The 23756-nt window shown below is 37.9% G+C and carries 27 protein-coding genes; 1 reads left to right on the forward strand and 26 read right to left on the reverse strand.

The features are described 5' to 3' along the window. Positions 1–22: 22 nt before the first annotated feature. From ACXYMZ_RS09925 to hpaB, 18 genes are all read right to left on the reverse strand, one after another. The gene (locus ACXYMZ_RS09925) at positions 23–901 is read right to left on the reverse strand and encodes a 3-hydroxyacyl-CoA dehydrogenase (RefSeq protein WP_458948245.1); all 879 of its coding nucleotides are present in this window, start codon (positions 899–901) and stop codon (positions 23–25) included. 330 nt (positions 902–1231) lie between these two features. Further along, positions 1232–1654: a PaaI family thioesterase gene (locus tag ACXYMZ_RS09930; protein ID WP_458948246.1), complete on the reverse strand. Its 423-nt coding sequence runs from the start codon at positions 1652–1654 to the stop codon at positions 1232–1234. 57 nt (positions 1655–1711) lie between these two features. Continuing rightward, complete coding sequence (locus ACXYMZ_RS09935) at positions 1712–3232, reverse strand: aldehyde dehydrogenase family protein (RefSeq protein ID WP_458948247.1); 1521 nt, start codon at positions 3230–3232, stop codon at positions 1712–1714. Between the two features lie 20 nt (positions 3233–3252). Continuing rightward, positions 3253–4026 carry an enoyl-CoA hydratase-related protein gene (locus tag ACXYMZ_RS09940; RefSeq protein WP_458948248.1) on the reverse strand — a complete coding sequence of 258 codons (774 nt, stop codon included), beginning with the start codon at positions 4024–4026 and terminating at the stop codon, positions 3253–3255. A 13-nt stretch (positions 4027–4039) separates the two neighbouring features. Continuing rightward, complete coding sequence (locus tag ACXYMZ_RS09945; protein ID WP_458948249.1) at positions 4040–4810, reverse strand: enoyl-CoA hydratase/isomerase family protein; 771 nt, start codon at positions 4808–4810, stop codon at positions 4040–4042. After that, a complete protein-coding gene (locus ACXYMZ_RS09950; RefSeq protein WP_458948250.1) occupies positions 4794–5111 on the reverse strand; it encodes an EthD family reductase in 318 nt (105 codons plus the stop codon). Before ACXYMZ_RS09950 ends, ACXYMZ_RS09945 begins: the two co-directional genes overlap by 17 nt. Positions 5112–5145: 34 nt before the next feature. Then, on the reverse strand, positions 5146–5640 hold the full coding sequence (gene paaD, locus ACXYMZ_RS09955; protein ID WP_458948251.1) for a 1,2-phenylacetyl-CoA epoxidase subunit PaaD: 495 nt from the start codon (positions 5638–5640) through the stop codon (positions 5146–5148). A 34-nt stretch (positions 5641–5674) separates the two neighbouring features. Further along, positions 5675–6475, reverse strand: a complete 801-nt coding sequence (gene paaC / locus ACXYMZ_RS09960; protein ID WP_458948489.1) for a 1,2-phenylacetyl-CoA epoxidase subunit PaaC — start codon at positions 6473–6475, stop codon at positions 5675–5677. A gap of 22 nt (positions 6476–6497) precedes the next feature. Continuing rightward, on the reverse strand, positions 6498–6860 hold the full coding sequence (gene paaB, locus ACXYMZ_RS09965) for a 1,2-phenylacetyl-CoA epoxidase subunit PaaB (RefSeq protein ID WP_458948252.1): 363 nt from the start codon (positions 6858–6860) through the stop codon (positions 6498–6500). A gap of 12 nt (positions 6861–6872) precedes the next feature. Continuing rightward, positions 6873–7850: a 1,2-phenylacetyl-CoA epoxidase subunit PaaA gene (gene paaA / locus ACXYMZ_RS09970; protein WP_458948253.1), complete on the reverse strand. Its 978-nt coding sequence runs from the start codon at positions 7848–7850 to the stop codon at positions 6873–6875. A gap of 197 nt (positions 7851–8047) precedes the next feature. Continuing rightward, entirely contained in the window at positions 8048–9568 is a 1521-nt protein-coding gene (hpaE, locus tag ACXYMZ_RS09975) for a 5-carboxymethyl-2-hydroxymuconate semialdehyde dehydrogenase (protein ID WP_458948254.1), read from the reverse strand. Continuing rightward, on the reverse strand, positions 9558–10487 hold the full coding sequence (hpaI, locus tag ACXYMZ_RS09980) for a 2,4-dihydroxyhept-2-ene-1,7-dioic acid aldolase (RefSeq protein ID WP_458948490.1): 930 nt from the start codon (positions 10485–10487) through the stop codon (positions 9558–9560). Before hpaI ends, hpaE begins: the two co-directional genes overlap by 11 nt. 32 nt (positions 10488–10519) lie before the next feature. After that, on the reverse strand, positions 10520–10915 hold the full coding sequence (locus ACXYMZ_RS09985; protein ID WP_458948255.1) for a 5-carboxymethyl-2-hydroxymuconate Delta-isomerase: 396 nt from the start codon (positions 10913–10915) through the stop codon (positions 10520–10522). 12 nt (positions 10916–10927) lie between these two features. Continuing rightward, the gene (locus ACXYMZ_RS09990; protein ID WP_458948256.1) at positions 10928–11695 is read right to left on the reverse strand and encodes a fumarylacetoacetate hydrolase family protein; all 768 of its coding nucleotides are present in this window, start codon (positions 11693–11695) and stop codon (positions 10928–10930) included. Next, the gene (locus tag ACXYMZ_RS09995) at positions 11692–12477 is read right to left on the reverse strand and encodes a fumarylacetoacetate hydrolase family protein (RefSeq protein WP_458948257.1); all 786 of its coding nucleotides are present in this window, start codon (positions 12475–12477) and stop codon (positions 11692–11694) included. Before ACXYMZ_RS09995 ends, ACXYMZ_RS09990 begins: the two co-directional genes overlap by 4 nt. Positions 12478–12601: 124 nt before the next feature. After that, positions 12602–13069, reverse strand: coding sequence for a flavin reductase family protein (locus ACXYMZ_RS10000; RefSeq protein ID WP_458948258.1), 468 nt, complete (start codon positions 13067–13069; stop codon positions 12602–12604). A 51-nt stretch (positions 13070–13120) separates the two neighbouring features. Then, entirely contained in the window at positions 13121–14104 is a 984-nt protein-coding gene (hpaD, locus tag ACXYMZ_RS10005) for a 3,4-dihydroxyphenylacetate 2,3-dioxygenase (protein WP_458948259.1), read from the reverse strand. 44 nt (positions 14105–14148) lie between these two features. After that, positions 14149–15612, reverse strand: coding sequence for a 4-hydroxyphenylacetate 3-monooxygenase, oxygenase component (gene hpaB / locus ACXYMZ_RS10010; protein ID WP_458948260.1), 1464 nt, complete (start codon positions 15610–15612; stop codon positions 14149–14151). 173 nt (positions 15613–15785) lie between these two features. Here hpaB and ACXYMZ_RS10015 point away from each other — a divergent pair, with 173 nt between their 5' ends. Next, positions 15786–16661 (forward strand): LysR family transcriptional regulator, encoded by an 876-nt coding sequence (locus ACXYMZ_RS10015; protein ID WP_458948261.1) that lies wholly within the window; start codon positions 15786–15788, stop codon positions 16659–16661. A gap of 461 nt (positions 16662–17122) precedes the next feature. Here the strand turns inward: ACXYMZ_RS10015 and ACXYMZ_RS10020 are convergent, their stop codons facing one another. The 8 genes from ACXYMZ_RS10020 to ACXYMZ_RS10055 all read right to left on the reverse strand — a co-directional run bounded on the left by ACXYMZ_RS10020 (position 17123) and on the right by ACXYMZ_RS10055 (position 23743). Further along, positions 17123–17212, reverse strand: a complete 90-nt coding sequence (locus ACXYMZ_RS10020) for a putative holin-like toxin (protein WP_458948262.1) — start codon at positions 17210–17212, stop codon at positions 17123–17125. Positions 17213–17398: 186 nt separating this feature from the next. Continuing rightward, entirely contained in the window at positions 17399–17533 is a 135-nt protein-coding gene (locus tag ACXYMZ_RS10025; protein WP_458948263.1) for a hypothetical protein, read from the reverse strand. Between the two features lie 22 nt (positions 17534–17555). Continuing rightward, a complete protein-coding gene (locus ACXYMZ_RS10030; RefSeq protein ID WP_458948264.1) occupies positions 17556–17723 on the reverse strand; it encodes a hypothetical protein in 168 nt (55 codons plus the stop codon). A 112-nt stretch (positions 17724–17835) separates the two neighbouring features. Further along, the gene (locus ACXYMZ_RS10035) at positions 17836–18186 is read right to left on the reverse strand and encodes a hypothetical protein (RefSeq protein ID WP_458948265.1); all 351 of its coding nucleotides are present in this window, start codon (positions 18184–18186) and stop codon (positions 17836–17838) included. 210 nt (positions 18187–18396) lie between these two features. Further along, a complete protein-coding gene (abc-f, locus tag ACXYMZ_RS10040) occupies positions 18397–20277 on the reverse strand; it encodes a ribosomal protection-like ABC-F family protein (RefSeq protein WP_458948266.1) in 1881 nt (626 codons plus the stop codon). Between the two features lie 162 nt (positions 20278–20439). Then, positions 20440–20556, reverse strand: coding sequence for an RAxF-45 family protein (locus ACXYMZ_RS10045; protein ID WP_458948267.1), 117 nt, complete (start codon positions 20554–20556; stop codon positions 20440–20442). An 84-nt stretch (positions 20557–20640) separates the two neighbouring features. Then, the gene (locus ACXYMZ_RS10050; protein ID WP_458948268.1) at positions 20641–22620 is read right to left on the reverse strand and encodes a putative bifunctional diguanylate cyclase/phosphodiesterase; all 1980 of its coding nucleotides are present in this window, start codon (positions 22618–22620) and stop codon (positions 20641–20643) included. 157 nt (positions 22621–22777) lie between these two features. Further along, on the reverse strand, positions 22778–23743 hold the full coding sequence (locus ACXYMZ_RS10055; RefSeq protein ID WP_458948269.1) for an alpha/beta fold hydrolase: 966 nt from the start codon (positions 23741–23743) through the stop codon (positions 22778–22780). Positions 23744–23756: the final 13 nt, after the last annotated feature.

Below are 23756 nucleotides of genomic sequence, written 5' to 3' on the forward strand. Positions count from 1 at the left end.
CCTATGTCTCGCGGATGTATTGTTATATTTTTTCCGTCACTGGCTCGGTATTCTTTTTCGTATAATCATAGACACCTTTACCAGTTTTTCTTCCTAATCTACCTGCCTTTACGTATTTTTCTAATAGTGGTGCAGGACGGTATTTTTCGCCTAGTTTTTCATGTAAATACTTTAAGTTATTCAATCTAGCATCTAAGCCAACAAGATCTACCAATTCAAATGGCCCCATTGGATAATTCAATCCGAGTTTAATAGCCTTATCAATTTCTTCAGGTGTACCAACACCTTCTTGTAACATAAAGAAAGCTTCATTCCCAACGAGTGCACTAATCCTGCTCGTAACAAAACCAGGGAATTCATTAACGACAACAGTTTCCTTGCCGATTCTCATCCCTATTTCTTTTATTTTTTCTACTGTTTCATCGCTTGTTTCTAATCCACGGATAATCTCTATTAGCTTCATTTTATGTACGGGATTGAAAAAGTGCATGGCAATTACCTTTTCGGGACGTGAGGTAAATGAACCTATCTCCGTGGGGCTCATCGTGGATGTATTTGTTGCAAGTATTGCATGTTCTTTTGTATAGCGGTCTGCTGCTTCAAAGACTGTTCTTTTTATATCGATTTGTTCAGGTACTGCTTCAATGATTAAATCTGCGGGCTCCATTGCTGTCTGGAAGTCTGTTCCAAATTTTAATGAACTTTTTGCATTTTCCATTGTATCTTTCGTTAATTTTCCGTAGGCGAGACTTTTTTCAAAGAGTATATTGATTTCGTCTTTTGCATTTTCTAATTGGGTAGCATTTACGTCGACTAGTTGCACTTTGTATCCTGCCGTTGCACAGACGTATGCGATTTCACGTCCCATGACACCTGCACCAACAACTGTAATGTTTTCCATGTGATTTTCCCTCCCTTGTACTTTTGCTTGGTTATTAAAGAATTACCTCAAAGTCGTTTTTTATAAAAAAAATCTATTATCTGGAAGCCCGCATTTCGCAGGCTACTCGCTTTCCGCAGGCGGCTGGTGAGCTGCCTCGCACGCTTCGTGTACTTCGGGATCTCACCTATGCCTTTCATCCTGCAGGAGTCTCGCAGCCTGCGAAATGCTTTGAGGAAAAATAGTATTTGGAATACTATTTTGGTTTATCTTCCATCTTAAAATCATATTTTGCTAAAGCACTTTTACTATTAATACACAAAATTTAACGAAACAAAATATAACTTAATTCTAATTATCTAGAATCATAATCGATGATACTGCGTTTCCGACTAGTTTTTTGTTTTGGGTTAGTTCGGCTTCTAGGTAGGCGACTTTTTTTCCGAGTCGCTCGACTTTGGCAGTAATTTCAACCGTGCCTATGGAAACGGGGCGGTGGAATGTTGTTTGTAGATTAATAGATGCAAAGGTTTGCTCTTCTTTTAATTGTGAGGTTATTGCATAGGCCATCATGATATCTGTGGCCGAAGCAAGGAAGCCTCCCATTGAGACGCCATTTCCATTTAAATATTTTTCATCTACCGTCCATATTCCTTTCGCAAGCCCATTTTCAGCAAAGGTCGGTTTAACTTGCATTGTTAAATCACAATTTGGAGGCTTGGCTCCATTGTTTACAATGTTTAAAAAGTCCGATGGTTTAAGTGCTTTAGCCATTTACTTCCTCCTTAATTGAAGAATGCGGGCACACCTTTGAAGGGGTACCCGCGCTTATTAAATACCGAACGGATTGAGCGGACGTGCGCCAAAATAGGACAGGACGCTTTTTTGCTCTGTATATAAATCAAGTGTCTCAATGCTTAATTCACGGCCGAAACCAGATTGTTTATACCCTCCGAATGGTGTTCCTGGAAATGCTGAGAAAGGAGAGTTGATCATGACAATACCTGCTTGAATTTGGTTCGCGACTCTCGTGGCTTTTGCATGATCTTTTGTCCAGATTGCAGAACCAAGGCCATAAATGGAATCATTTGCCTCTTTGATTACTTCTTTTTCATCACTAAATTTCTGAACAACAACAACTGGACCAAAAATTTCTTCCTTTACTACCTTCATATCTGAGGTTACATCCGCAATCACGGTTGGTTCATACCAGTACCCGCCTTCAAATCCTTCAATTGTTGCGACTTTACCACCTGTTAAAATTGTGGCGCCATCCTCTATCGCAGACTGAACATATGAATCAATGACATCAAGTTGATTCTGCGAAATAATAGAGCCCATATGCGTTTCTTTACTTAAAGGGTCACCAGATTTCAGCATCTTCGTTTTCTCAACAAAACGATCCATAAACTTATCGTAAATTTCTTCATGAACATACATGCGGCTTCGTGCTTCACAACTTTGTCCAGTATTGAAGAAAATACCGAATAATGATCCATCTACTGCAGCTTCAATATCAGCATCATCAAATACGATATTAGGAGATTTTCCTCCCAGCTCTAATGTTACACGTTTTAATGTTTTTGAAGCTTTACTCATAATATCTTTACCAACTGGGGTCGATCCTGTAAATGCAACTTTATCTACATTTTCATGTTCTACCAAGTGATCACCAACAAGCTTTCCGGAACCAGTGACAACGTTAACGACACCAGCAGGTACGCCAGCTTCATGACAAATTTCTGCTAATACAATTGCAGTAATTGGTGTGAGACTTGCGGGTTTTAGAACGACTGAACAACCAGTAGCTATTGCTGGAGCGATTTTCCAAGCTGCCATCATCATTGGATAGTTCCATGGAATAATTTGCGCGCATACACCAACAGGCTCGTGTTGGGTATAATTCATAAATTGACCTGGCATACTGTTCACGCTTCCGCGGTGGCTGACAATTGCACCTGCATAGAATTCAAAATCCTCAATTGACTGCATGACCTGAACTTGCGCAGCACCTAATGACTTCCCACTATTCAATACTTCTAGTTCAACTAATTCATTAAAACGCTCTCTCATGATGGCAGCAATTTTATTTAAAACACGCGAGCGCTTTCCAACTGGTGTTCGTTTCCATTTCCCTTTATCAAAAGATTCTCGAGCGGCAGCAACTGCAAGGTCCGCATCACTAACATCTGCATCAGCAACTTCCGCAAGCACTTCTCCTGTTGCAGGATTATATACAGGCACTGTTTTTCCTGAACGACTAGATACCCGTTCACCATTAATAATCATTTGATAGCTCTCACGCTTCATTTCTAGTTTTTCCATTACTGTATCTTTTGTTGGTGTTGCCATACGTTAACACTCCTTTAAAATTATCTTCCGTTATATACCGCTTTCCGTTTATTCAAGAACGCATTTATACCTTCTTTATGGTCTTCTGTATTACCTGCTGCCTGTTGTGCATATGCTTCTTTTTCCAGTAGCTCGTCTAGATTTAGCTCCCAGCTTTCTTGCATATACCGTTTGATAAGGCCAATCGCTTTTGTTGGCATGACAGCCAGTTTGTTCGTAAATTCATTTACCCCATCAAGAAACTCATCTTCTGCAAAAACCTTTGTAGCCAGTCCAAGTTCTTTCGCTTCATGTGCTGATACTTTCTCACCTAGCACGGCAAGTTCCAATGCCTTTGCATGACCGACAAGTCTTGGGAGAAAATACAGATTTCCACAGTCTGGAATAAGTCCAATATGAATAAAAGCTTCTATGAAACTAGCTTTTTCAGACATAAGACGAAAATCACATGCTAGTGCTAAACTCATTCCTGCTCCTGCTGCAGTTCCATTCACAGCTGCGACGACAGGCTTTTCTAGATTAATTAGTTCCTTTAGCATTGGATGGTAGCGATCTCGTAAAATATTGGCATAGTTTATATCTTCTTCTAATCCACCTAAATCTTCACCGGCTGAAAATGCTCGGCCACTTCCAGTAATTACGAGGCAACGGACTGCATCGTCGCGCTTTACATCCTTGATCGCTTTTGTAATTTCTTTATTCATTTGCTCTGTAAAAGCATTTAGTTTTTCTGGACGATTAAGTGTAATGTAAGCAGTGTTGTTTTTCACTTCGTAAAGAATCGTTTCAAACATGAATGCATTCCCCCTATTTGCCTTCAAATTTCGGAAGACGCTTCTCCAAAAATGCCTGCATTCCTTCTTTTTGATCTAGGGAAGAAAATAATAAATAGAAATTCTTCCTTTCAAACTGCATCCCCTCATAAATAGAGGCATAGACTGCCTTATTTACAGCTTCCTTGATTAAGCGTACGGACAATGGCGCTTGATTCGCTAACTTCTTTGCATAGATGAGCGTTTCTTCCAACAGCACTTCTTCAGGAATAATTCGATTAACTACACCATAATGCAAGGCTTCTTTTGCACCCATGGAATCCCCGCTCCATAGCCATTCAAGTGCTTTTGCCTTGCCCATCGCCTTTGTTAATCGTTGAGTACCGCCAGCTCCTGGCATGACACCTAGTTTTATTTCCGGAAAACCGAGCTGTACTTTTTCAGAAACAAAAATGATGTCACAACTAAGAGCCAGTTCAAAACCACCACCAAGGGCCATGCCATGAACAGCTGCGAGGAGTGGCTTCTTAATGAGATTTATCCGATCCCAAAGAGCAAATTGATTCAATAATTCCATCCGAATGGCATCATCTTGAACCATTTCTTCAATGTCTGCTCCAGCTGCGAAGGTTTTACCGCTACCTGTAATGACTATTACACGAACATTCTCATCCTGGTCGAAAGCTTCTAAGCTTGCTACAATTTCTTGTACCATTTCACGATTCAACGCATTTAAGACCTCAGGGCGATTTAGTATGAGAATTCCTATACTCTCTTTAATCTCTGTTTTAATGTACTTTTTCATTTACTTCTTCACCAATCATCATCGTTACTAAATCACCGGCGAATTTCATTACGTCTTTCCCAGATGCTCTAGCTTCATCTGTTTTCATTGCTTCTTTAAAAGCTTCGTGACTTTCATAATACATTTCACATAGTAAATAATATTCGCTTTCTTTCCCCATAGGAGTTCCAGTGATTTTTGTGACTTCCATTTTTTTAAGTCCAGGGATTTTTTCTGTTAGTGGGCTATGCACATTGAAATAGTGTTCATCAAATTTTTCCTTATCCTCCGGTTGTTTATAAAGCGCTATCATTTTAATCATTAACAATCTTCCCTTCTATTTTAGGTTAGCTAAATTATAAAGTTGATATTGGTTTCATCGCTTCGAATGGATTTTTACAAGTGTTACAATATAAAATGCTGCGGCATGCAGTTGGCCCGAAAATATTCTCCATTGTTGTATATGGTGATTCACAATAAGGGCAATCTACTTCCCAAGGTCCAATCATGCTTAGTTTTCTCGGTGGTGGTGCAATACCGAATTCTTTTAGTCGCTCACGACCCTGTTCTGTAATCCGCTCGGAGGTCCAATATGGATCTTTTATGAATTCTACTGTAACTCCTTCTAACTGAAGGGATTCTTCTAATGCCTTCTGAACGTTATTACGTATAATATCAAGTGCTGGACAGCCTAAAAAGGTAGGTATCATTTGGACAGTTACATCATTTTCCGATTCACAAATGACGCGCTCTACCATCCCGAGGTCAATGATACTTACAGAGTCAATCTCTGGATCTTTTACAGTTGTAAGCACTTTCATAATATCTGCCCGTAAATTGGTCTTAATCATGTGTATCACCTCTTCCCCCATGTGTTTCCTACATTTACCAACTTGCTGTAGGATCTAGACTATACACTTCGGAAAGTATTTTGATTGCCTCGGTTAAATCAGCTGTAAACTCCTTGTTTCGACCGTCCCCTTTTAACATTGTCGGTGCGGCTTTATTCGGAATTTCAACTGCGTGCTTGGTAAAAACTTCACTGATTTCATCCATCCATTTTTCTTTTAAAGCTTCTTCCCCTTCTATTAAACCTAATTGCTCCATTTCGTCGGCTTTTGGTCCAAGTGTTAATACTCCACCAAAATCTTGCCATACTTTTTCGATTGCTTCCTTCATTCGTCGCTTGGAGTCATCAGTCGCGCTAACAAGTTGCGTGAACCATGTTCGCCAATGCACCAAATGATAATACTGTTCTGCCATCATTTTTTGTGCTGTATGGGCTAGTGGTTTATAGGAAGAGTTCTTTAAAGATTGTAGTCGGATTGCTTTTGCAAGATCATAAAAATAATTACGTACAACTGCAAATGCCCAGTCATAGCGCGGTTCTTTTAAATAACTCCCAGTTCCATTCACTTCTTCTAAGATGATTGCATTTCGGCGGTCCTTTGCTTCACGTAAATGAGCAAGATCGTCTGCTTTTCCTTCTCCGAGTTCTTCAAGCATTTCATAGTAAATCACTGCATGACCCATTTTATCTTGACTAATGGAAGAGAATGCTACGTCTTCTTCAATATGTGGAGCGACACCAAGCCATTCTGATCCCCTGTAAGCAACAATAAAATCATCATCTGCAAGTTGATACAATAATTCAACCAATGTTTGCTTATACAACGCACTCTTCATTGTTTCTTCTGCCGTTTGAAATTCAACCACGTTTTATCTCTCCTGACCACGACATAATTTCTTTTTCATCCAAAATTTCCTGCTCGTATTTACGCCACTTTTTCTTTAAATAGCCATAGCCCTTTGTTTCACGATAATGCTTATTGTCCATTCTATTTAGCATCATTTTATCTTCTTCGGAAATCTTTGTAATATCTTCACGTTTTACAACCCATAAGTCCACAACTGGTTGCCGGCGTAAAAAGTTTTCTTTTGCTATCATAAGTGCCATTTCATGGTTTGGAGCAACTAGACTGAATTGATGCTGCATGGGGCTCGCGCTATTTTTTCTGCTGAACACTTCAAATTCTTGATAAAAGGCTTCTATATTCTTTTTATCCTCCATAATGATCTCCCTTCACACTGTACTTGCTTGTGAAACTTGACTTTGTCCAAGCGCTTCACGGACCCATGCATTATTTTCATGTGCTATTTTTCGTAAACGTAATCTATCTTTGGATTTCGGACCATTATTCGAAATAATTTGTTTGAAATAGTTCCAATCTGGTTGCTTGTAAACCCATTTTTGCTGTTCTTCATCAAAGCGAAGTGTTTCATCTGGAACCGTTAAACCTAAAGAAAAAATTCGTGGGATATATTTTGTTAAGAAGTCTTGACGCAACTCTTCATTTGATTTCGTTCGCAATTTATAATTAATATTTTTATTTTGATTTGTATTACCTGTACGCTCTGCCGTATCTGGGCCGAAGAACATTAACATTGCTTCCCACCAGCGGTTAATTGCTTGTTGGAGCATATCTCTTTGTTCTGGTGTCCCTTCAGCAAGTTCCATAATTATCGCTTCACCATGTTGTGCGTGAAAAACCTCTTCGGCACAAATTCGTTTTAACGCTCTGCCATATGGTGCATATGAAGTATTTAACATCATGGTCTGGGAAATAATAGCAGCTCCGTCAACTAGCCAAGCTACCACTCCGGCATCCGCCCAAGTTGGGGCTTCCATATGAAAGACATTGTGGAATTTTAAACGTCCAGTTAGTAAGTCTTCCATGATATCTTCACGCTTTTTACCTGTAGGTCTTATTAAATCTTCTGTAACCCGCAGTAGTAATTGTCCGTGACCCATTTCGTCTTGTACTTTGGACATGATCGCTAATTTTCTTCTTAGAGTAGGTGCTTTTGGAACCCATTCTTTTTCTGGAAGCGCTCCCATTATTTCGCTAATACCATGCATGGAGATCAATCGAATGAGCTGCTGCCGATAATCATCTGGCATCCAGTCGTCCGCCTCTATTTTTTCTCCTGCGTTAATTCTTTGCATGAAATTTTCATATTTCTCATCCTCAGTTAGTTCCTGAAATGATAATATACTCATTTTTTTGCCTCCTAGGACATTTTTATATAACGCTATTTAAACGTTATTATATATTAGCGATATATCAAATGCAAGACTTTTCTAAATAATTTTTTATTAGTGGAAAGTTAGATACGTTCTAAATAAAAACCTCTCACTTACACGAATGAGAGGTTCTTTTTAAGTTCAATTGAGGTTAACTTTTATTTGATGTGTGCTTACTTTATAACACCAAACTGCTGAATTGGATGATCGTTTATTGCAACATGGATGATTTTCTTTTCTGTGTAGAAGTCGAAGCCATAATGTCCACCTTCACGTCCTATACCAGATGCCTTTGATCCTCCAAATGGTGTGCGTAAATCACGAACGTTTTGTGCATTCACCCATAGCATGCCAGCATCTATTTGATGCGCTACTCGGTGACCACGTTTGATATCGTTCGTCCATACATAACCAGCGAGGCCATAATCAATATCATTTGCTAGTTTGATAGCTTCTTGTTCATCTGTAAAAGTCATTACAGCTAAGACAGGTCCAAAAATCTCTTCCTGTGCGACTCGCATTTGATTAGTTGCGTTTAAAATTAGTGTTGGCGCTACAAAATTACCTTTTTTGAATGCCTCTGGAATTTCACGGGTTAGTACTTCCGCACCTTCAGACTCTGCAATCTCCAAGTAATTCTTAACTTTATTAAAATGTTCTTTATGAATGAGTGGACCAACCTCTGTCGTGTCATCTAGAGGATCGCCAATTTTTATATTTGCAACACGTTGTTTCAATGCGTCAATAAATTTATCTTTAATTCCTTCTTGTATAAATAATCTCGAATTAGCTGTACATCTTTCTCCATTGAATGAAAATATTCCCCACACACATGCATCGAGCGCACGATCAAAATCTGCATCATCAAATACGATAATTGGCGATTTTCCACCCAGTTCCATGGAACATGCTTTTAATGTATCCGCACTATTTTTAATGATTGTTTTCCCAGTTACCGTTTCGCCTGTAAAAGATATGAGCTGTACGTCGGGGTGTCTTACTAAACTCTCTCCTGCTGTTTCACCAAAGCCATGAACCACATTAAAAACACCATTTGGAAGGCCTGCTTTATCGATTATTTTTGCTAATAAATCTGCAGATAGTGGTGATAATTCGGCTGGCTTTAGAACCACGGTATTTCCTGTGGCAAGCGCTGGGGCTACCTTCCACGTTTCCAACATAAAGGGAGCATTCCATGGGGTGATTAAGCCAGCAACCCCGGCAGGTACACTCATTGTGTAGTTGATAAAGTCTTCATCCACTTGATATGCTTCACCAATTAATCTGCTTTCTACCATTCTTGCATAGAATCTAAAATTCTCTGATGCTCGGCTTACCATTGCTCTCGTTTGTTTGATAGGTAAACCAGTATCTAGTGATTCTAGATACGCGATATTCTCAACTTCTTCGTCGATTAAATCGGCAATCCGGTAAATATAGGACATTCTTTTAGATAATTTCATAGTTCGCCAGGTTCCGTTATCGAATGCCTCTCTTGCCGCAGCAACTGCTTTATCAATATCAGCTTTCTGGCCTTCTGCTACTTGATTTACCAACTCATTCGTATATGGATTAAAATTTTCAAATGTTTCTTCTGCTTCACTTGCAACAAACTCACCATTAATATAAAGAAGTATATCTTCTTGTTTGCTATGTTCTAGCCTTGCGGTTGTTTCTTGGGTATTAGTATGCAATATGCTCACCCTTCTCTGTAAGGATTTCCATATCAACAAGGGTAGCACGAACTTCTTTTTGTATTTCTTCTGATGGTAAACCTAGTGGCATCCGAACTTTTGGTATTATTTTACCCATCATTCCTAGTGCTGCTTTAGCAACGGTTGGATTTGTATCTCTAAATAACACGTCATTTAAAGGCATTAATTCAAAGTGAAGATCTTGTGCTTTTGCTACATCTCTCATTTCCCATGCATTATAAAGTTCAGCTACTTTTTTAGGTTCAACGTTCGCTGTTGCACTGATAAATCCTGCGCCTCCAATAGCAAGCATTGGGTAGCAGAGTAATTCGATTCCCGAGTATAATAAAAAGTCTCTACCACAATGTAGCAGCACACGATTCACATGCTCAAAGTCTTTATTTGATTCTTTTACACCGATAATATTCGGGCAATCTTCCACTAGAAGCTTCATTGTGCTTACTTCCATATTTATTGCAGTTCTTCCTGGAATATTATAAATAATAATCGGTATACTTACAGAATCTGCAACTGTTTTAAAATGCTGGTATAGCGCTTCTTGGTTTGGTTTATTGTAATAAGGAACAATTACCATTGCAGCGTCTGCTCCGAGTTCTTCCGCATACTTTGTTAATTCCATTGTTTCATCATGATTTGTTGACCCTGTTCCTGGTGCAAAAAACACACGATTATTAATCGCTTCTTTTGCGAGTTCCATGACTCTTTTTCGCTCAGCGATTGTTAGTGAGCTTGGCTCCCCACTTGTACCTGTTACAGAAATGCCATGTGTCCCACTTTCTATTTGCCAGTTTATTAGATCTCTAAATGTCTTTTCATCAATTGCACCATCTTCAAGAAATGGTGTAATAACGGGACAAATTGATCCCCTTAACTTCCTTTTTGCTTCTTCATAATTCATCATTATCTACCCCACCCTCTTTTATTTTGATGTCACGTCTTTTCTTCGGCTTTATATCTCTGATGGATATTATTTAATTTATATGTTGGACGCGTAAATTCATAAACTTCCATTGATAAGGCTAAGTATCGTTCATTAAAAAGAGCTGCGTAATGTTTCTTTACAGCCTGAAAAAGAGCAGTACTTACCTTTTCAATCTCCTCATCAGAACGCCCGCTTCCTAACTTAAGTGTGAGGTGAACAAATGCATCATCTTCTGTACCATCTGCAACCAGATAATGTTTTAGCCCAATAGCTCTTGTACGCAATCCTCCAATCGGAATAACATCATGATGCTTGATAAGTGATTGATTCACTTTTTGAAGTAAAAGTGGAATGTTGGAAGCCTCTTCTATGTTATCCGTATATTCGATTGTTACATGTGGCATGATCATTCTCCTTTATGAGAGATGTCTCGTTGATTCATAATTCTCATTCACAACTGTATTTATAAGGCGCCCAATACCTTCAATCTCGGTTATTACTTCATCACCAACTTTTGTATCAACCGAACCTTTGGGTGTCCCTGTTAAAATGAGGTCATTTTCATTTAAAGTCATAAATGAACTTAAATATTCTATTAAAGCAGGAATCCCAAAAATCATATCAGCTGTAGTACCTTCCTGTTTTATTTCTCCATTAATATAGGTTCGTAGCTTTAGATTCATTGGATCCTTAATTGCTTCTTTTTTTACAAACCAGGGACCAATCGGTGTGGTCGTATCACGATTTTTCACGCGTAAGTTTGGTCTGTAATAGTTTTCCAAGTAATCTCGGATGGCATAGTCATTTGCAATCGTATAGCCAGAAACATAATCATAGGCATCTTCTTTTTTTATATTTTTTCCTTTTTTTCCTATAACAACTGCTAATTCACATTCATAATGCATAAATGTCACATCATCCGGGCGAACAGTGTGAGCTCTATGTCCAATAAATGTATTCGGTCCCTTTAGAAAAACTAATGGTTCAGTTGGTGCGTTAAAAGATAATTCTGCGGCATGGTCAGCATAGTTTAAACCTAATGTAAACACGGTCTGGGCTTGTATTGGTGGCAACCAGACAACATCTGTTTCCTCTAGCCTTCTTCCATCACTCAACTTCACTTTTCCTTCTTCTTCAATTGCATCTTGAATGGTGCCTCCAAAACTTACGCGGGCATGTTTCATTGCATATATCCTCCTATGACATCCCTCTCGTTAATGACTCGATTCTCTAGAATTCCAATATCCTCAATTTCAATTTTTACAAGGTCATTTTCTTTTGCGAGCGGAGCATTTTCTGGGACTCCAACTAATAGAACATCCCCTTTATAAAGCGTCATAAATTCCGTTACATCAGCAATTAATTTTTCAATCGGACGAATCAAGTTTTTCGTGGAATTTTCTTGTTTCACTTCGCCATTTATAGAGACTTTAATAGATAAATCATTTGGATTTTTAACAGACTCACTAGATACAATCCATGGGCCTATCGGGCAAAAACTATCCCGTGATTTTTCCTTGACTGCCGGCCTGTGAACACTTTTATGTGGGATGCTGACATCATTTATAATTGTATATCCCGCAATAAATTCTCTCGCATCTTTTTCCATTACTTTTGTCGCGTTTTTTCCGATGACAATTCCTAAGGCTGCACCTATTTGTAACGCGTCCGTTTTTTCTGGTAATAGGATTGGATTTCTATGGCTTGTAAATGTATTTTTTGGTTTTATATAAAGAACTGGTGCATTTGGTGGCTTGTTATATGGTTTTTTTTCCATCACAGGTTCTAGTGTTTTGTATTCTCCTTGATAGTTTAGGAGTGTTCCATATATTGTCCCGTCTATCGGTATATCAACTGGTAAATCATCACTGTTGTATTCCATTCCATTGATTTCAACGATTCCCTGATTCGCAACTCCAGTTAGATATTGTCTGACTCCCTTTAGTTTTAGGTTTATATTTTGCATTAGTGATCAACTCCTTTTTCCTTGAAAACTAGTAAATATTATTGGAGCTGGGTATGTGTTCATTTTTTCATCGTTCTTAGGTAGGAAAAAAGACCAGCAACTTACTGGTCTCTTATATCAAGCTTTAACTAACTTCTGAGTTCACTCCATATTTACCACTGTAAAAAGTGAGTGGATTGCCGTCTCTGATTACAATGTCTTTTACTCTACCGATAAAAAGTGTGTGATCTCCGACAACGTATGAGTTATCTACATCGCAAACAACAGAGGCCAACGACTCTTCTATGACAGGAATACCTTGAACGGAACCAAAGTGGATTTCTCTCTTATCACTTGTCTGTCCGGCAAAATGCCTGGAAATATCCTGCTGATCACATTTTAGTATATTCACAGCAAACTGCTGAGATTCTTGTATCCGTTTTAGCATTGTCGCTCGATTGTCGATGGAGACCGTAATCAGTCTGGGATTTAAAGATACTGACATAAATGCATTTGCAGTCATTCCATAGCTATCCGATCCAACTTTTGAAGTGATCACGGTTACACCTGTAGCAAATTTACCCATTGCATGTCGAAAAGCCTTATCATCCATCACCATTCACCTCCCTTAAAAGTTTTTCCAACTCCCCACCGCTGTTCAAATTTAAATGGTGAACTCTGGTTTATATAAATGAAGCTTCGCTTTTTCCTGTTCTATTTCCTCGCCAGTAATTACATGTAAAAATGATGAGGCTTCAGCAAACCATCTGTCTGGCGCTTCATGTCCCCAAAATGTTTGACGCGTTTTATCATGAACACTCCAACGTTTTGGCTTAAAATCTCCGTCTCCAGTGAAGTAATCTCCAAAATACAACTCAATGCGATGCCCATCAGGATCACGCAAGTAAAGGAAAAATGCATTCGATAACCCGTGACGCCCAGGCCCACGTTCAATGCTGTCAGCCATTCCGATCGATGCCAACACATCACATGTATGAATCAATGCAAGTGGGTCAGGTAACCAAAAACCAACATGGTGGAACCTTGGCCCGTCTCCATTCATGAATGCTTGATCATGCACATTGCCCTTGCGATGCGTCCAAATTGCCCATAAATTTTCATCGTCATCCTCTGTATACTCAGAAGGTCTAAATCCAAGTTCAGAATTATAAAAGTCATACGCTTTTTGTACGTCTGGTACAAGGCAATTTGTATGGTCAATTCGTTGGATTCGAGCACCTTTATGCAAATCATAACGTTGCATTAAGCTATCAACATGTTCCATATCCGCATAGAACTCCAGAGATAAACCTGATACATCCTGCATGCGTAAAGCACGGCCGATTGCTTCTTGCTCCCCTTTTTCAACCCATTTGAAAGGAAGATTATTACGTTTTGCTACTTCTGCAATGCCATCTAAATCTGCATCTTCATATACTCGATAGCTCATCACCTCGACTGCTGGTTTGTCTGATTTCTTCAACAACAAACTATGGTGATGCTGCTCCTCGTATCCTCTCAGATAAATATGATTTTCATCGGACGCTGTTTCAAATAAACCAAGTGCATCGACATAAAATTTTCTGGATGCTTCTAAATCGGTAACATGCAAGACAACTCTTCCAGTTCTAGTTATATTAAATCCCATAGAATTCCCCCTTAGCTTTCCTACATTTATAAAAGGCAGTTATATTACTTCATTGGTTGTTTCGTTGCTTCTTTTAAAAACTCAGAAACGCGATTCTTATACGTATCTTTTTCAAAATTATCGAAGTATGCCATCCCCATACGAACTGGATCTCCGAAGAAGTAGTATTCGTAATGCGATTGTCTAGAACCAAATGCACTCGCTGTTAAATCCCAAGCTAAGCGGAATAATTGCACGCGATCATACCCATTTAAGTTTTTTCCTTGTAATCCACGTTCAAGAATTGGGCCGATTTCCTCGTGGGCAAAGTCAGCCTCTGTTGGAATACCTGTTAAGCCAGATGCAGCTAGAACACGAATAATCTCTGTCAGGGACGGGTAAATACGTGGGTACCAGTTTCGAGCAGCATCAAGCGCAACGAAGTCAGGCGTCATCGTACCGTACTTATCAAGTTTCGCGTTATGCTCTGCACGATAAAGATGAGAACGCATCGTTTCGAGCGTAATCATAATATCTCTGCCTTTATCCTTTACATGCTGGAATTGATCGATTCCAATAGCATCCATAATGCTAAGTGCTACACCTAAAATAAATTCTGTTTTTACAATTGCTTTTGAAACAACTTGGTGTGACATATGCGCAACTGCATTTGTTTCAGCAAATGTTCGGTTACAAATAGAAGAGTTACCACAAACAAATACCTTCTCCCAAGGAACGAAAACGTTTTCAAAAGAAATAATGGTATCGCCTTCCTCATAGCGAGAGGATAAAGGATAATCCCATTTATTATCTTTATAATCCCATGGCTCACGGCTAATATGTTTTATCCCTGGAGCATTATTAGGAACGACAAATGCTAATGAATATGGATCGTCTAATTCTCCTGCTTTTTTTACGGTTGACGGGAATACCAAGGTCTCATCTGTGATTGCCCCTTGTGTTGCTAATAAACGAATTCCATCGACTATAATTCCATCCGATTGTTCTTTAACCAGGTGAAGTGCAACATTCGCATCTTTCTGCTCATGCGCAGCTTTTGCCCGGTTTACTTGTGGATGAATCAGTGTGTGTGTAAGGCTAACATCGTTTTCTCTTGCATATTCATAATAATCACGTGCATTTTTAGCAAATGCTGGGTCAGCTTCCGCAAAAATATCGTTATTCATCCCCATTGCCATAACTTCTGCGTTTAAATAATCTGGCGAACGTCCCATCATCCCTTGCGTTGTTCTGGCCCACTCTTGGATTGCTTCTCTTCTTGCGATGATATCCTCGATTGTTGTAGGATGTTTGAAAGTCATGCCCACTTTGTCACCAGTAGTTGGGGATGTATATAACATCTTATCTGCTTTTTCGTGTTGGACATCGTAAAGCTTTGCTTGTGAGTCCACTACATTTTTAAACGCTGGATGTTCTGTTACATCCTCTACTTTCTCCCCATTCGCATACACATTATTTTTTGCCTTTTTTAGTCTTTCCTTATATTCTGCGCCTGTTTTCGCTCCCATAATTACATATCCCCTCTAACAATATTTTTTTAATAAGTATTTGGAAATGTACTCATTATCAGAATCTATAGACTTAGTTGAATATTATTATCATATACAATATGATATATGTAAAATATCATTTTCATTGGCTTTGCATATAAAAAATATATACTTATAAAGGATGGGTACATATGAATATGAAGCAGCTTCGTTACTTTTTTGAAATTGCAAATGAAGGTCAAATAACGCTTGCAGCAAAAAAGCTGCACATTTCCCAACCGCCATTGAGCCAATCGCTTAAGGCATTAGAAGATAGCCTTGGGGTTATTCTTTTTGAAAGAAATGGACGGAAAATGGAATTGACTGAAGCAGGAGCCGTTTTATATGAGAAAGCACAGGAGATTTTTTATAAAATTGATGAAACAATTGTAGAAGTCCAAGAAACAGGTCAGGGTCTTCGTGGAACACTTTCCATTGGTTGTAATAAATCATGCTACGCCCAACTTCCAGATAAAATTTCTCATTTTCAAGCAGAATACCCTCAAACAAAATTTAGAATACTTGAGGGAGATTCTTATTATTTAACAAAACAATTAACAGAAAGAGAAATTGAATTGGCTATCATTCGTCTTCCAATTGATATGACTGGATTCTCATATCATCCATTGCCATCGGAAGACTATGTCGTCGTTTGTCCAACGAAATGGATGAAAGATGAAGCTAAGGACATTATTTCTATTGCAGAGTTAGCCGACATTCCTTTGTTATTATTGCATCGTCTCAAAGGGATCGGACAATATGAAATCATTTTGGATAAATTTAGAGCCAAGCAGTTAATCCCTAGGATTGTTTGTGAGTCACCGAATGTAGATATTTTATTAGGTCTTGTTGAAGCTGGGTTGGGAGCAACAATTATTCCTAAATCAACTTTATTAAAACCTTATAATAATGATGTAAAAATTCTTCATCTGGAAGATAGCCCTATCGTTTCCGAGTCTGCAATTATTTGGTTAAAAGATCGGTATATTTCGAGAAGTGCAAAACGGTTTATTGGGTTATTTCAGTGAGTGTGGGTGGTGGATGGCAAGAAAGTCTTGTAATGTACTAAGAGGTATTAATGTTGGGATGTAAATGTTTATTTTTCGGTAAATAGTGGTATTATGTGGGTAGAAGTTCATACACTATTAAAAATCGTTCGATGCTCATAACATGGAACGGTTTTAATAGACCAACCCCAGCAAGATGGGCTGGCACAGTTCAGGAATAATCCCTCAAAGCGCCGGCGAAAGCACAAGAAAAGCACAGGAGGGATTATTTTTTATCGTATCAGATTTTTATAATTGTTATTATAATTGTATATGTGTATCTAAATGCAATTCGTGGTATAATACCAGTAGAAGTTCATACAATATTAAAAACCGTTCCATGCTAGTAACATGGAACGGTTCCAATAGACCAACCCCGACAAGAGGGGAAGGCACCTTTTCAGGAATAATCCCTCAAAGCGCCTGTGCAAGCACATGAGGGATTATTTTTTATTGGAATTTGACATGATTAAAGCTATTAGCATGCCAAACGAAATCAGTAATGTTAACACTTGATTCGTATCCATAGACATCACCTCCCTTCTTGAGAAAAATCTCAAAAAGGAAACTGTGCCTAACCCCTCATGTGAAGCCGGTCTATTGTATTTTAGATTATATCATAACAGAACGTTTGTTTTTAACCATTTTATAAGATATATAATATAAAAATCGGCCAATCAATACTATCTTGATTGGCCCACTTTTATTATATTAAGAACTTAATTCTTTTTACTCAAAAACTCATTTGGCTCTTCACCTTTTTGAGCATTGTAATTTTTATACTGGCTTTTTCGACCGTTTCGGTGTTCTCCGCTTTGCGTGTTTTCTTTAAATTGTCTTTTCTTTTCCGTCATGTGCTACCTCCTAGACCATCTATTAAGAATCATCTCGATATCGCTTATTTTTCTTTTGATCCAAATTTAGAAACTCCGTGTCTTTTGCTATTTCTGTCTCCCTTTTATATCGTTTCGGAGTTGTATCATATTTTATTACATTTCTTTGTTTTCCTTTATCCTTGTTTCTATTCTTATTTTCTTCTGACATCATTCAACCTCCTCTGAAAAATCCTCGTGCTGTAAAATACATATTGAAGATCTACCTTTATTTAACTTTTAATGAAACAAGAGAACCGTCCCCATGTTGCACTCATGTTGTGTTATTCTTGGGGTTCTATGGTGTAGGCTGCTCGTGATGTGCTGATCATGAGGCGGTTTTTGTCTTGTTCGTATAGTGTGTCTGTTTCTAGGGGTATTTCGTATAGGTCTGATGGCAGGGATTCATAGTTATTTGTTGTTGTTTCGATTAAGCCTGCTCCGTTTAAATGTAGGGAATGTGTTGGTTCATAGTCATCGATGGTTGGCTCTTCTTTGGAGTAATTAACAGCTTGTAGATCAATTATAATTTCATCTAAATCCCCTGCCTCATGCTTAACTATTTTTATCTTTTTACCACTCCACTGTTGCAATTTCTCATTAAATTCTTCAATTGTTAATGTTTGATAGCCCATGAAATCCCTCCTGGTTTTACTTTTTCCTTTTAGCTGAAAAAAATACTCAGCAATGTTTATTTTTTTTTCCCTAAAATACACATTATTAATCTTAAGGTAATCATCCACGCGTTAAAATTATTAAAAGCCGTACCATGATTAAATGGTACGGCTACAATTCTAAAACGAAGTTATTTAAATGGAACGCGTAATTCTTGTATCAATTTTATTCTACTTTTCCACTCGTTCCAACTGTTCACACAAAGCTTCCCACTTCTCTTCTAGATTTTCTTTTTCATTATATAATTGCTGCATTACTTCTAAATCTTCCACTTCTAATAATTCTTGATCCAATGCTATAATTCTTTCCTCTAAAGCAAGTATATCTTTCTCCAAGTGGGTCTCGCTATTCTGTGTTTTTGATTCAACCTTCCTTTGAGGTGTTTTTTTCTTCTTTTCTTCACTAACTTGAACTTCTCGTTCTCTCAGTTCCAGCATCTTTTCCTTTGCCCAATTATAATTTCCGTCAAAAGCGTGGATCTGTCTATTTTCTATCCAGTAAATTTTTCTGAACAGTTTATTGAGAAAATATCTGTCATGCGAAACAGCGACAATTGTTCCTTCAAAATCTTCTAATGCCTCTTCTAATACTTCTCTCGAATCGATATCTAAATGATTTGTTGGTTCATCTAGAATGAGCAAATTCACATCCTGATACATGAGTTGTGCTAATCTCAAGCGCATTCTCTCGCCACCACTAAGATCTTTAACCTTCCCGAAAACGGCAAAGCCATAAAACATAAACTTCGCTAAGATTCCCCTTGCTGTACCTTCTGTTACACTTACTTTATCTCGCAATGCTTCAATTACTGTTTCGTTTTCAATTTCAGAAAAAACATGTTGTGATAAATATCCGATTTTCACATTGCTCCCAACACGAATTTTTCCTTCATCTGCAGGTATTTCTTCTAAAATCATTTTTAATAACGTTGATTTACCTGTTCCATTTTCACCGATGATTGCTACTCGGTCTTGAAAAGCAATATGCATATTTACATGTTGAAGCAGCACTTTACCTGAAAAGGCTTTTGACACATCTTCTAACTGAATAACGTCCTTTCCACTGCGATCTGTTGTCTCGATTTCTAAGTTCATTTTTTTCCTATTCAAAATAGGTCTATCTAATTTTTCGATTCTTTCGAGCGCTCTTTCCATATTTCTCGCTCTTCTGTGTAGATCTGCGTTTGGTGGATTAGCACGGTTTGCCCATTCGCGAAGACGTTTAATCGCTTCTCTCATCTTCTTAATTTTCTTTTGCTGCTCCTCATAGTCATGAAATGCCTTGAGCAATCGTTCTTCTTTTTCTTTCACAAACCCTGTAAAATTCGTGTGGTATGTCGTAACTTCTCCGTCTTCCATGTCAATAACTTTATTTACGACTTCATCTAGAAAATAGCGATCATGTGAGATGAGGAGCACTGTACCGCTATAACTTTTCAAAAAGTTTCCTAGCCATTCTACAGCCATAAGATCCAGATGGTTTGTCGGCTCATCAAGTAATAAAAGATCTGGTTCCTTTAAAAGCATTAACCCTAAGCCAATCTTTGTCTTCTCTCCCCCACTTAAATTAGAAAAAGGTTGCTCGACTAGGTGTTTGATTCTTAATCCATGAACAATCTTTTCGATATTCGATTCGATTTCGTAACCGCCAGTTCTTGCAAATTCATCTTGGAGAGACCCGTATTCTATGATGAGCTTTTGCAAGGCATCAGGGCTTTTTTCGTCCGTCATTTCCTTTTCTATTTCTGTCATTCTTATCTCAATTGTAAGTAGATTTACGAACGCTGTTTTCAAGACTTCCTTCACTGTTGTTGTGTCATTGTAATCAGGTATTTGCGACAAATAACCAATTACAGCATCTTTTTTCCAATGGATTTTCCCTGTATCTGGAGTTTCTTCACCAGCTAGTAAACGAATTAGCGTCGTCTTTCCGCTCCCGTTTCGACCGACTAAACCAACTCGCTCTTTTTCTTTTATTTCAAATGTTATATTTTCAAAAATGGCATTGCCACCATACATTTTTGCTATATTATTTACACTACAAATAATCATTGTAATTCCTCCTAAAATTCATCAGAAAAAAGCCATAAGAAGACACACTTCCCATGGCTATTTCGTTAATTTTGTATAAAAAAAGAGTACATGAAAATGCACTCCTTTTAACAAACATATTTAATGTGGGTTAAGCGATGTTTTCACTGTTTTACTTGCTATTTAGTTGTTAAAAAAGGACATACTTCTCCCGTTAACAACTAAAAGAGCAAATTTTGCACGACAAAAATACAGGAAGTCCATCCAGTATCCGTGTGCTAAAACAGTTTGATTCATCATCTTATCCCACCTCCGATTCAACTTGATTAATTTGATATTATCATTTGTATGAATAATTTGCAATATTGTGAGGGGCGAGCCTCATTACGCTCTACTTGTCATCCACATTTCTGCATCGGCAACTTTCATTGGTTTCCCGTAATAAAATCCTTGAATTACCTGGCAGCCTAAGCCTGTCAGATAGTCAACTTGATCTTTATTTTCGATTCCTTCTGCAATTACATCAAGATTCAATTGTTTCGCCATTAAAATAATTGCATTAATAATCGCGCGTTTACTTTCTGTTTCCAAATCATTCGTAAACAATCGATCAAGCTTAATTGTATCAAGGGGAATCCTATCTAATAAACCAATCGATGAATAACCTGTACCAAAGTCATCTAGAGAAATTCTAACACCGAGCTCTCGTAAACTTTCCAGCTGATGAAAAACATTATTTACGTCTGATAAAACAAGTGACTCAGTAATCTCAAGTTCAAGTAAACTCGGGTCGAGATTTACTTTCTTTAAAATTGCCTCAACTTCTTCTACAAGGTTATCCGTTTTGAATAAGCGAATCGACAAGTTAACAGAAATCGGTTGATTAATTCCTTTTTCCTGCCAACGCGCACACTGGCTACTCGCTTCTTCGATCACCCATCTCGTAATTGGAACAATCGCGCCTGTCTCTTCTGCTATCGAAATGAATTCGCCTGGAGAAATTAAACCTAAACGTGGATGTTGCCAGCGTAGTAATGCTTCAAAACCATGCACATCGTTTTGCTTCGTATTCCATTTTGTCTGATATTCGAGATACATTTCTCCATTTTCCACAGCAAATTGCAGACCTTTTTCAAGCTCCATTCTTCGCCCTTCTTTAATTCCCATCGTTTCATTATAAATAGCGTAACGATTTTTCCCCAGATGCTTCGCATGATACATTGCTGCATCAGCTGATTTTAGTAATTCTTTGCCTTTATCCACAAGCGGTCCAATGCTAATCCCAATGCTCGCAGTCGTATAGAGTTCATTACCTTCAATAAAATAAACTTCTTTAATTTTATTCAAAACTGCTGTGGCTAAATCCCTTGTCTGCTGTTCGTCACTATATTCTGTGATAATCAGAAACTCATCCCCACCAATTCGGTAAGCTTGTTGCTTCTTAGACTCGAATGTAGCAAGTCGCTCACCAACTGCTTTAATTAAAAGATCACCACTATCATGTCCGAGCGAATCATTGACGTATTTGAATTGATCCAAATCAATAAATAGTAGACCAATCTCATTTGAGCCATTAAACTTATCAAAAAAACGAACCATTGCATTACGATTCGGCAATTTTGTAATCATATCTTCATAGGCCATATTTTCAAGTACATGTCGTTCTAAAAACATAATCAACCAGGAGACAAACAGAATCACAGCAATTGTGATCGTCACGCCATATAATAGAAAATTATCTGGAGATGATTCAACGTGCACCAGGCCTGTATGAGTAAAGACAGCTGCTTCCATTCCAGTATAATGCATCCCACAAATCGCAATTCCCATCATAATGGCAGACACACCTTTTAACCAGCTGGCTGTTTGGTCATTACGAAACCTAATAAATAGAAATAAGGCTGCATAAGATGCAACATAAGCGATAACAATCGAGAGCACAAGCCAAAAGAGGTCATAATGAATACTCCCGTCCATAATCATCGCTTCCATACCAACATAATGCATCGTAATAATTCCACTAGCAAGTATCATTCCGCCAATCGCGATTCTGTACCATTTAATTTCCGCAGGCATCGTTACATAAAAAGCAATAAATGCTCCTCCGACACTCGCAAGCATGGAGAGCGCGGTAAGTCCAATATCATAGCTCATTTCCATATCAACATGAAAAGCAAGCATACCAATAAAGTGCATGGACCAAACTCCACTGCCCATTACAATTGCTCCAGCAAGTAACCAGAATAACCTGTATTTATTATTGGTATATGAAATTTTCGCTGCTATGTTAATCGCTGAATAGGATGCCAAAATAGCGATTAATACAGAAAGTCCAACTACATAAAAATTATAAGTTCCATCCAATTTTCATATTCACTCCATTCAATCGATAAAAAACCAGTTCTTTTGCACTAGGTCTTTATCGGCATAAAAAACGTGAAATGAAGTGTTTTAAAAAAGATGTAATAATAAGATTATTGTGATGAAAAATTAGACGGTTTTTGACTTTTCATATTAAAAATCAATCTAAATTTTCAATGAACCCTTTTGATTCTTCTGCTATTTTCTCTTGGTCAATATTATGAATATAGTGGGAAGCATTTAATTCAATAAATGATGCATTATTAGTAGTAGTGAAATTTCTTTGAATTTCAATCCATTTTTCCTCATCAAATCCGGTCTTTTCACCATTTGATGAAAACAAAAGCATTGGTGCATTCACTTTTCCAGCTTCTTTAACTGCTTGTGCGTTTTCTTTTATCATTTTAATTTCATTGATCATATTTTTAGTTGATGTTCTTCTATAAAAAACAGCTCGATATAATTCTTTTTCTTCCTCTGTTAGTGTGCCATATTTTATTGCATCACTTTCAGATATATTCGGGATCCACCGGAAGAGGCCAGCATTCGCTGCGAAAGCTCCTAACCGCACAAACGACATATTTATATCTTGACTTTCATATGCTTCTGGTACTGCCATATCTAATCCGATAATTGCTTTCACTTCATTAGGATAAACCTGTGCCCACCTCAATGCTTCAATCCCAGACATTGAATGGGGGAGTAAAAAATAAGGACCTTCAATTTCCGCTTGAGAAAGAGCCTCCCTTGTTTCACTTAGAATGGTATCGATGTCTCGTTCGGCATTTGTAACTTCACTAAATCCATAACCAGCTTTCTCAATAACAACAATTTTATATGTATCACTTAGCAAAGAATAAATTGACTTAAAATCTAATACAGGTGAACTTGTTCCGCCCCCTGACATAAAAACTAAAGTTTCTTCCCCTTGCCCTTCCGTGTATACATGCAGTTTGTGACCGGTAACTTCCACAAGTTCTCCTAGTGGGACAAATAGCTCTCTTTCCTTTGATAATTGTATTTTATGATTCATATAGCTGATAGCTAAAATCAAAATAATAATTGCAATTATGCTTGTAAATAGAATAAAGACGGAGCGTTTGCGTCCTTTTTTTATATCCCTCACCTCTAACTTTTAA

The sequence above is a fragment of the Oceanobacillus sp. CAU 1775 genome (assembly GCF_054482815.1).

Coding starts and splice junctions, on each gene's coding strand:
- ACXYMZ_RS09935 (WP_458948247.1), bottom strand. CDS start 3,232: ATGGCAACACCAACAAAAGATACAGTAATGGAAAAACTAGAAATGAAG.
- ACXYMZ_RS10035 (WP_458948265.1), bottom strand. CDS start 18,186: ATGGGCTATCAAACATTAACAATTGAAGAATTTAATGAGAAATTGCAA.
- ACXYMZ_RS10030 (WP_458948264.1), bottom strand. CDS start 17,723: ATGTCAGAAGAAAATAAGAATAGAAACAAGGATAAAGGAAAACAAAGA.
- ACXYMZ_RS09995 (WP_458948257.1), bottom strand. CDS start 12,477: ATGCAAAATATAAACCTAAAACTAAAGGGAGTCAGACAATATCTAACT.
- hpaB (WP_458948260.1), bottom strand. CDS start 15,612: ATGGGAGCGAAAACAGGCGCAGAATATAAGGAAAGACTAAAAAAGGCA.
- paaA (WP_458948253.1), bottom strand. CDS start 7,850: ATGAGTATATTATCATTTCAGGAACTAACTGAGGATGAGAAATATGAA.
- ACXYMZ_RS10045 (WP_458948267.1), bottom strand. CDS start 20,556: ATGATGAATCAAACTGTTTTAGCACACGGATACTGGATGGACTTCCTG.
- ACXYMZ_RS09950 (WP_458948250.1), bottom strand. CDS start 5,111: ATGATTAAAATGATAGCGCTTTATAAACAACCGGAGGATAAGGAAAAA.
- paaB (WP_458948252.1), bottom strand. CDS start 6,860: ATGGAGGATAAAAAGAATATAGAAGCCTTTTATCAAGAATTTGAAGTG.
- ACXYMZ_RS09925 (WP_458948245.1), bottom strand. CDS start 901: ATGGAAAACATTACAGTTGTTGGTGCAGGTGTCATGGGACGTGAAATC.
- ACXYMZ_RS09945 (WP_458948249.1), bottom strand. CDS start 4,810: ATGAAAAAGTACATTAAAACAGAGATTAAAGAGAGTATAGGAATTCTC.
- paaD (WP_458948251.1), bottom strand. CDS start 5,640: ATGATTAAGACCAATTTACGGGCAGATATTATGAAAGTGCTTACAACT.
- paaC (WP_458948489.1), bottom strand. CDS start 6,475: ATGAAGAGTGCGTTGTATAAGCAAACATTGGTTGAATTATTGTATCAA.
- ACXYMZ_RS09930 (WP_458948246.1), bottom strand. CDS start 1,654: ATGGCTAAAGCACTTAAACCATCGGACTTTTTAAACATTGTAAACAAT.
- abc-f (WP_458948266.1), bottom strand. CDS start 20,277: ATGATTATTTGTAGTGTAAATAATATAGCAAAAATGTATGGTGGCAAT.
- ACXYMZ_RS10020 (WP_458948262.1), bottom strand. CDS start 17,212: ATGTCTATGGATACGAATCAAGTGTTAACATTACTGATTTCGTTTGGC.
- ACXYMZ_RS09990 (WP_458948256.1), bottom strand. CDS start 11,695: ATGAAACATGCCCGCGTAAGTTTTGGAGGCACCATTCAAGATGCAATT.
- hpaD (WP_458948259.1), bottom strand. CDS start 14,104: ATGGGATTTAATATAACTAGAACTGGAAGAGTTGTCTTGCATGTTACC.
- hpaI (WP_458948490.1), bottom strand. CDS start 10,487: ATGAATTATGAAGAAGCAAAAAGGAAGTTAAGGGGATCAATTTGTCCC.
- ACXYMZ_RS10015 (WP_458948261.1), top strand. CDS start 15,786: ATGAATATGAAGCAGCTTCGTTACTTTTTTGAAATTGCAAATGAAGGT.
- ACXYMZ_RS09985 (WP_458948255.1), bottom strand. CDS start 10,915: ATGCCACATGTAACAATCGAATATACGGATAACATAGAAGAGGCTTCC.
- ACXYMZ_RS09940 (WP_458948248.1), bottom strand. CDS start 4,026: ATGTTTGAAACGATTCTTTACGAAGTGAAAAACAACACTGCTTACATT.
- ACXYMZ_RS10025 (WP_458948263.1), bottom strand. CDS start 17,533: ATGACGGAAAAGAAAAGACAATTTAAAGAAAACACGCAAAGCGGAGAA.
- ACXYMZ_RS10000 (WP_458948258.1), bottom strand. CDS start 13,069: ATGGATGATAAGGCTTTTCGACATGCAATGGGTAAATTTGCTACAGGT.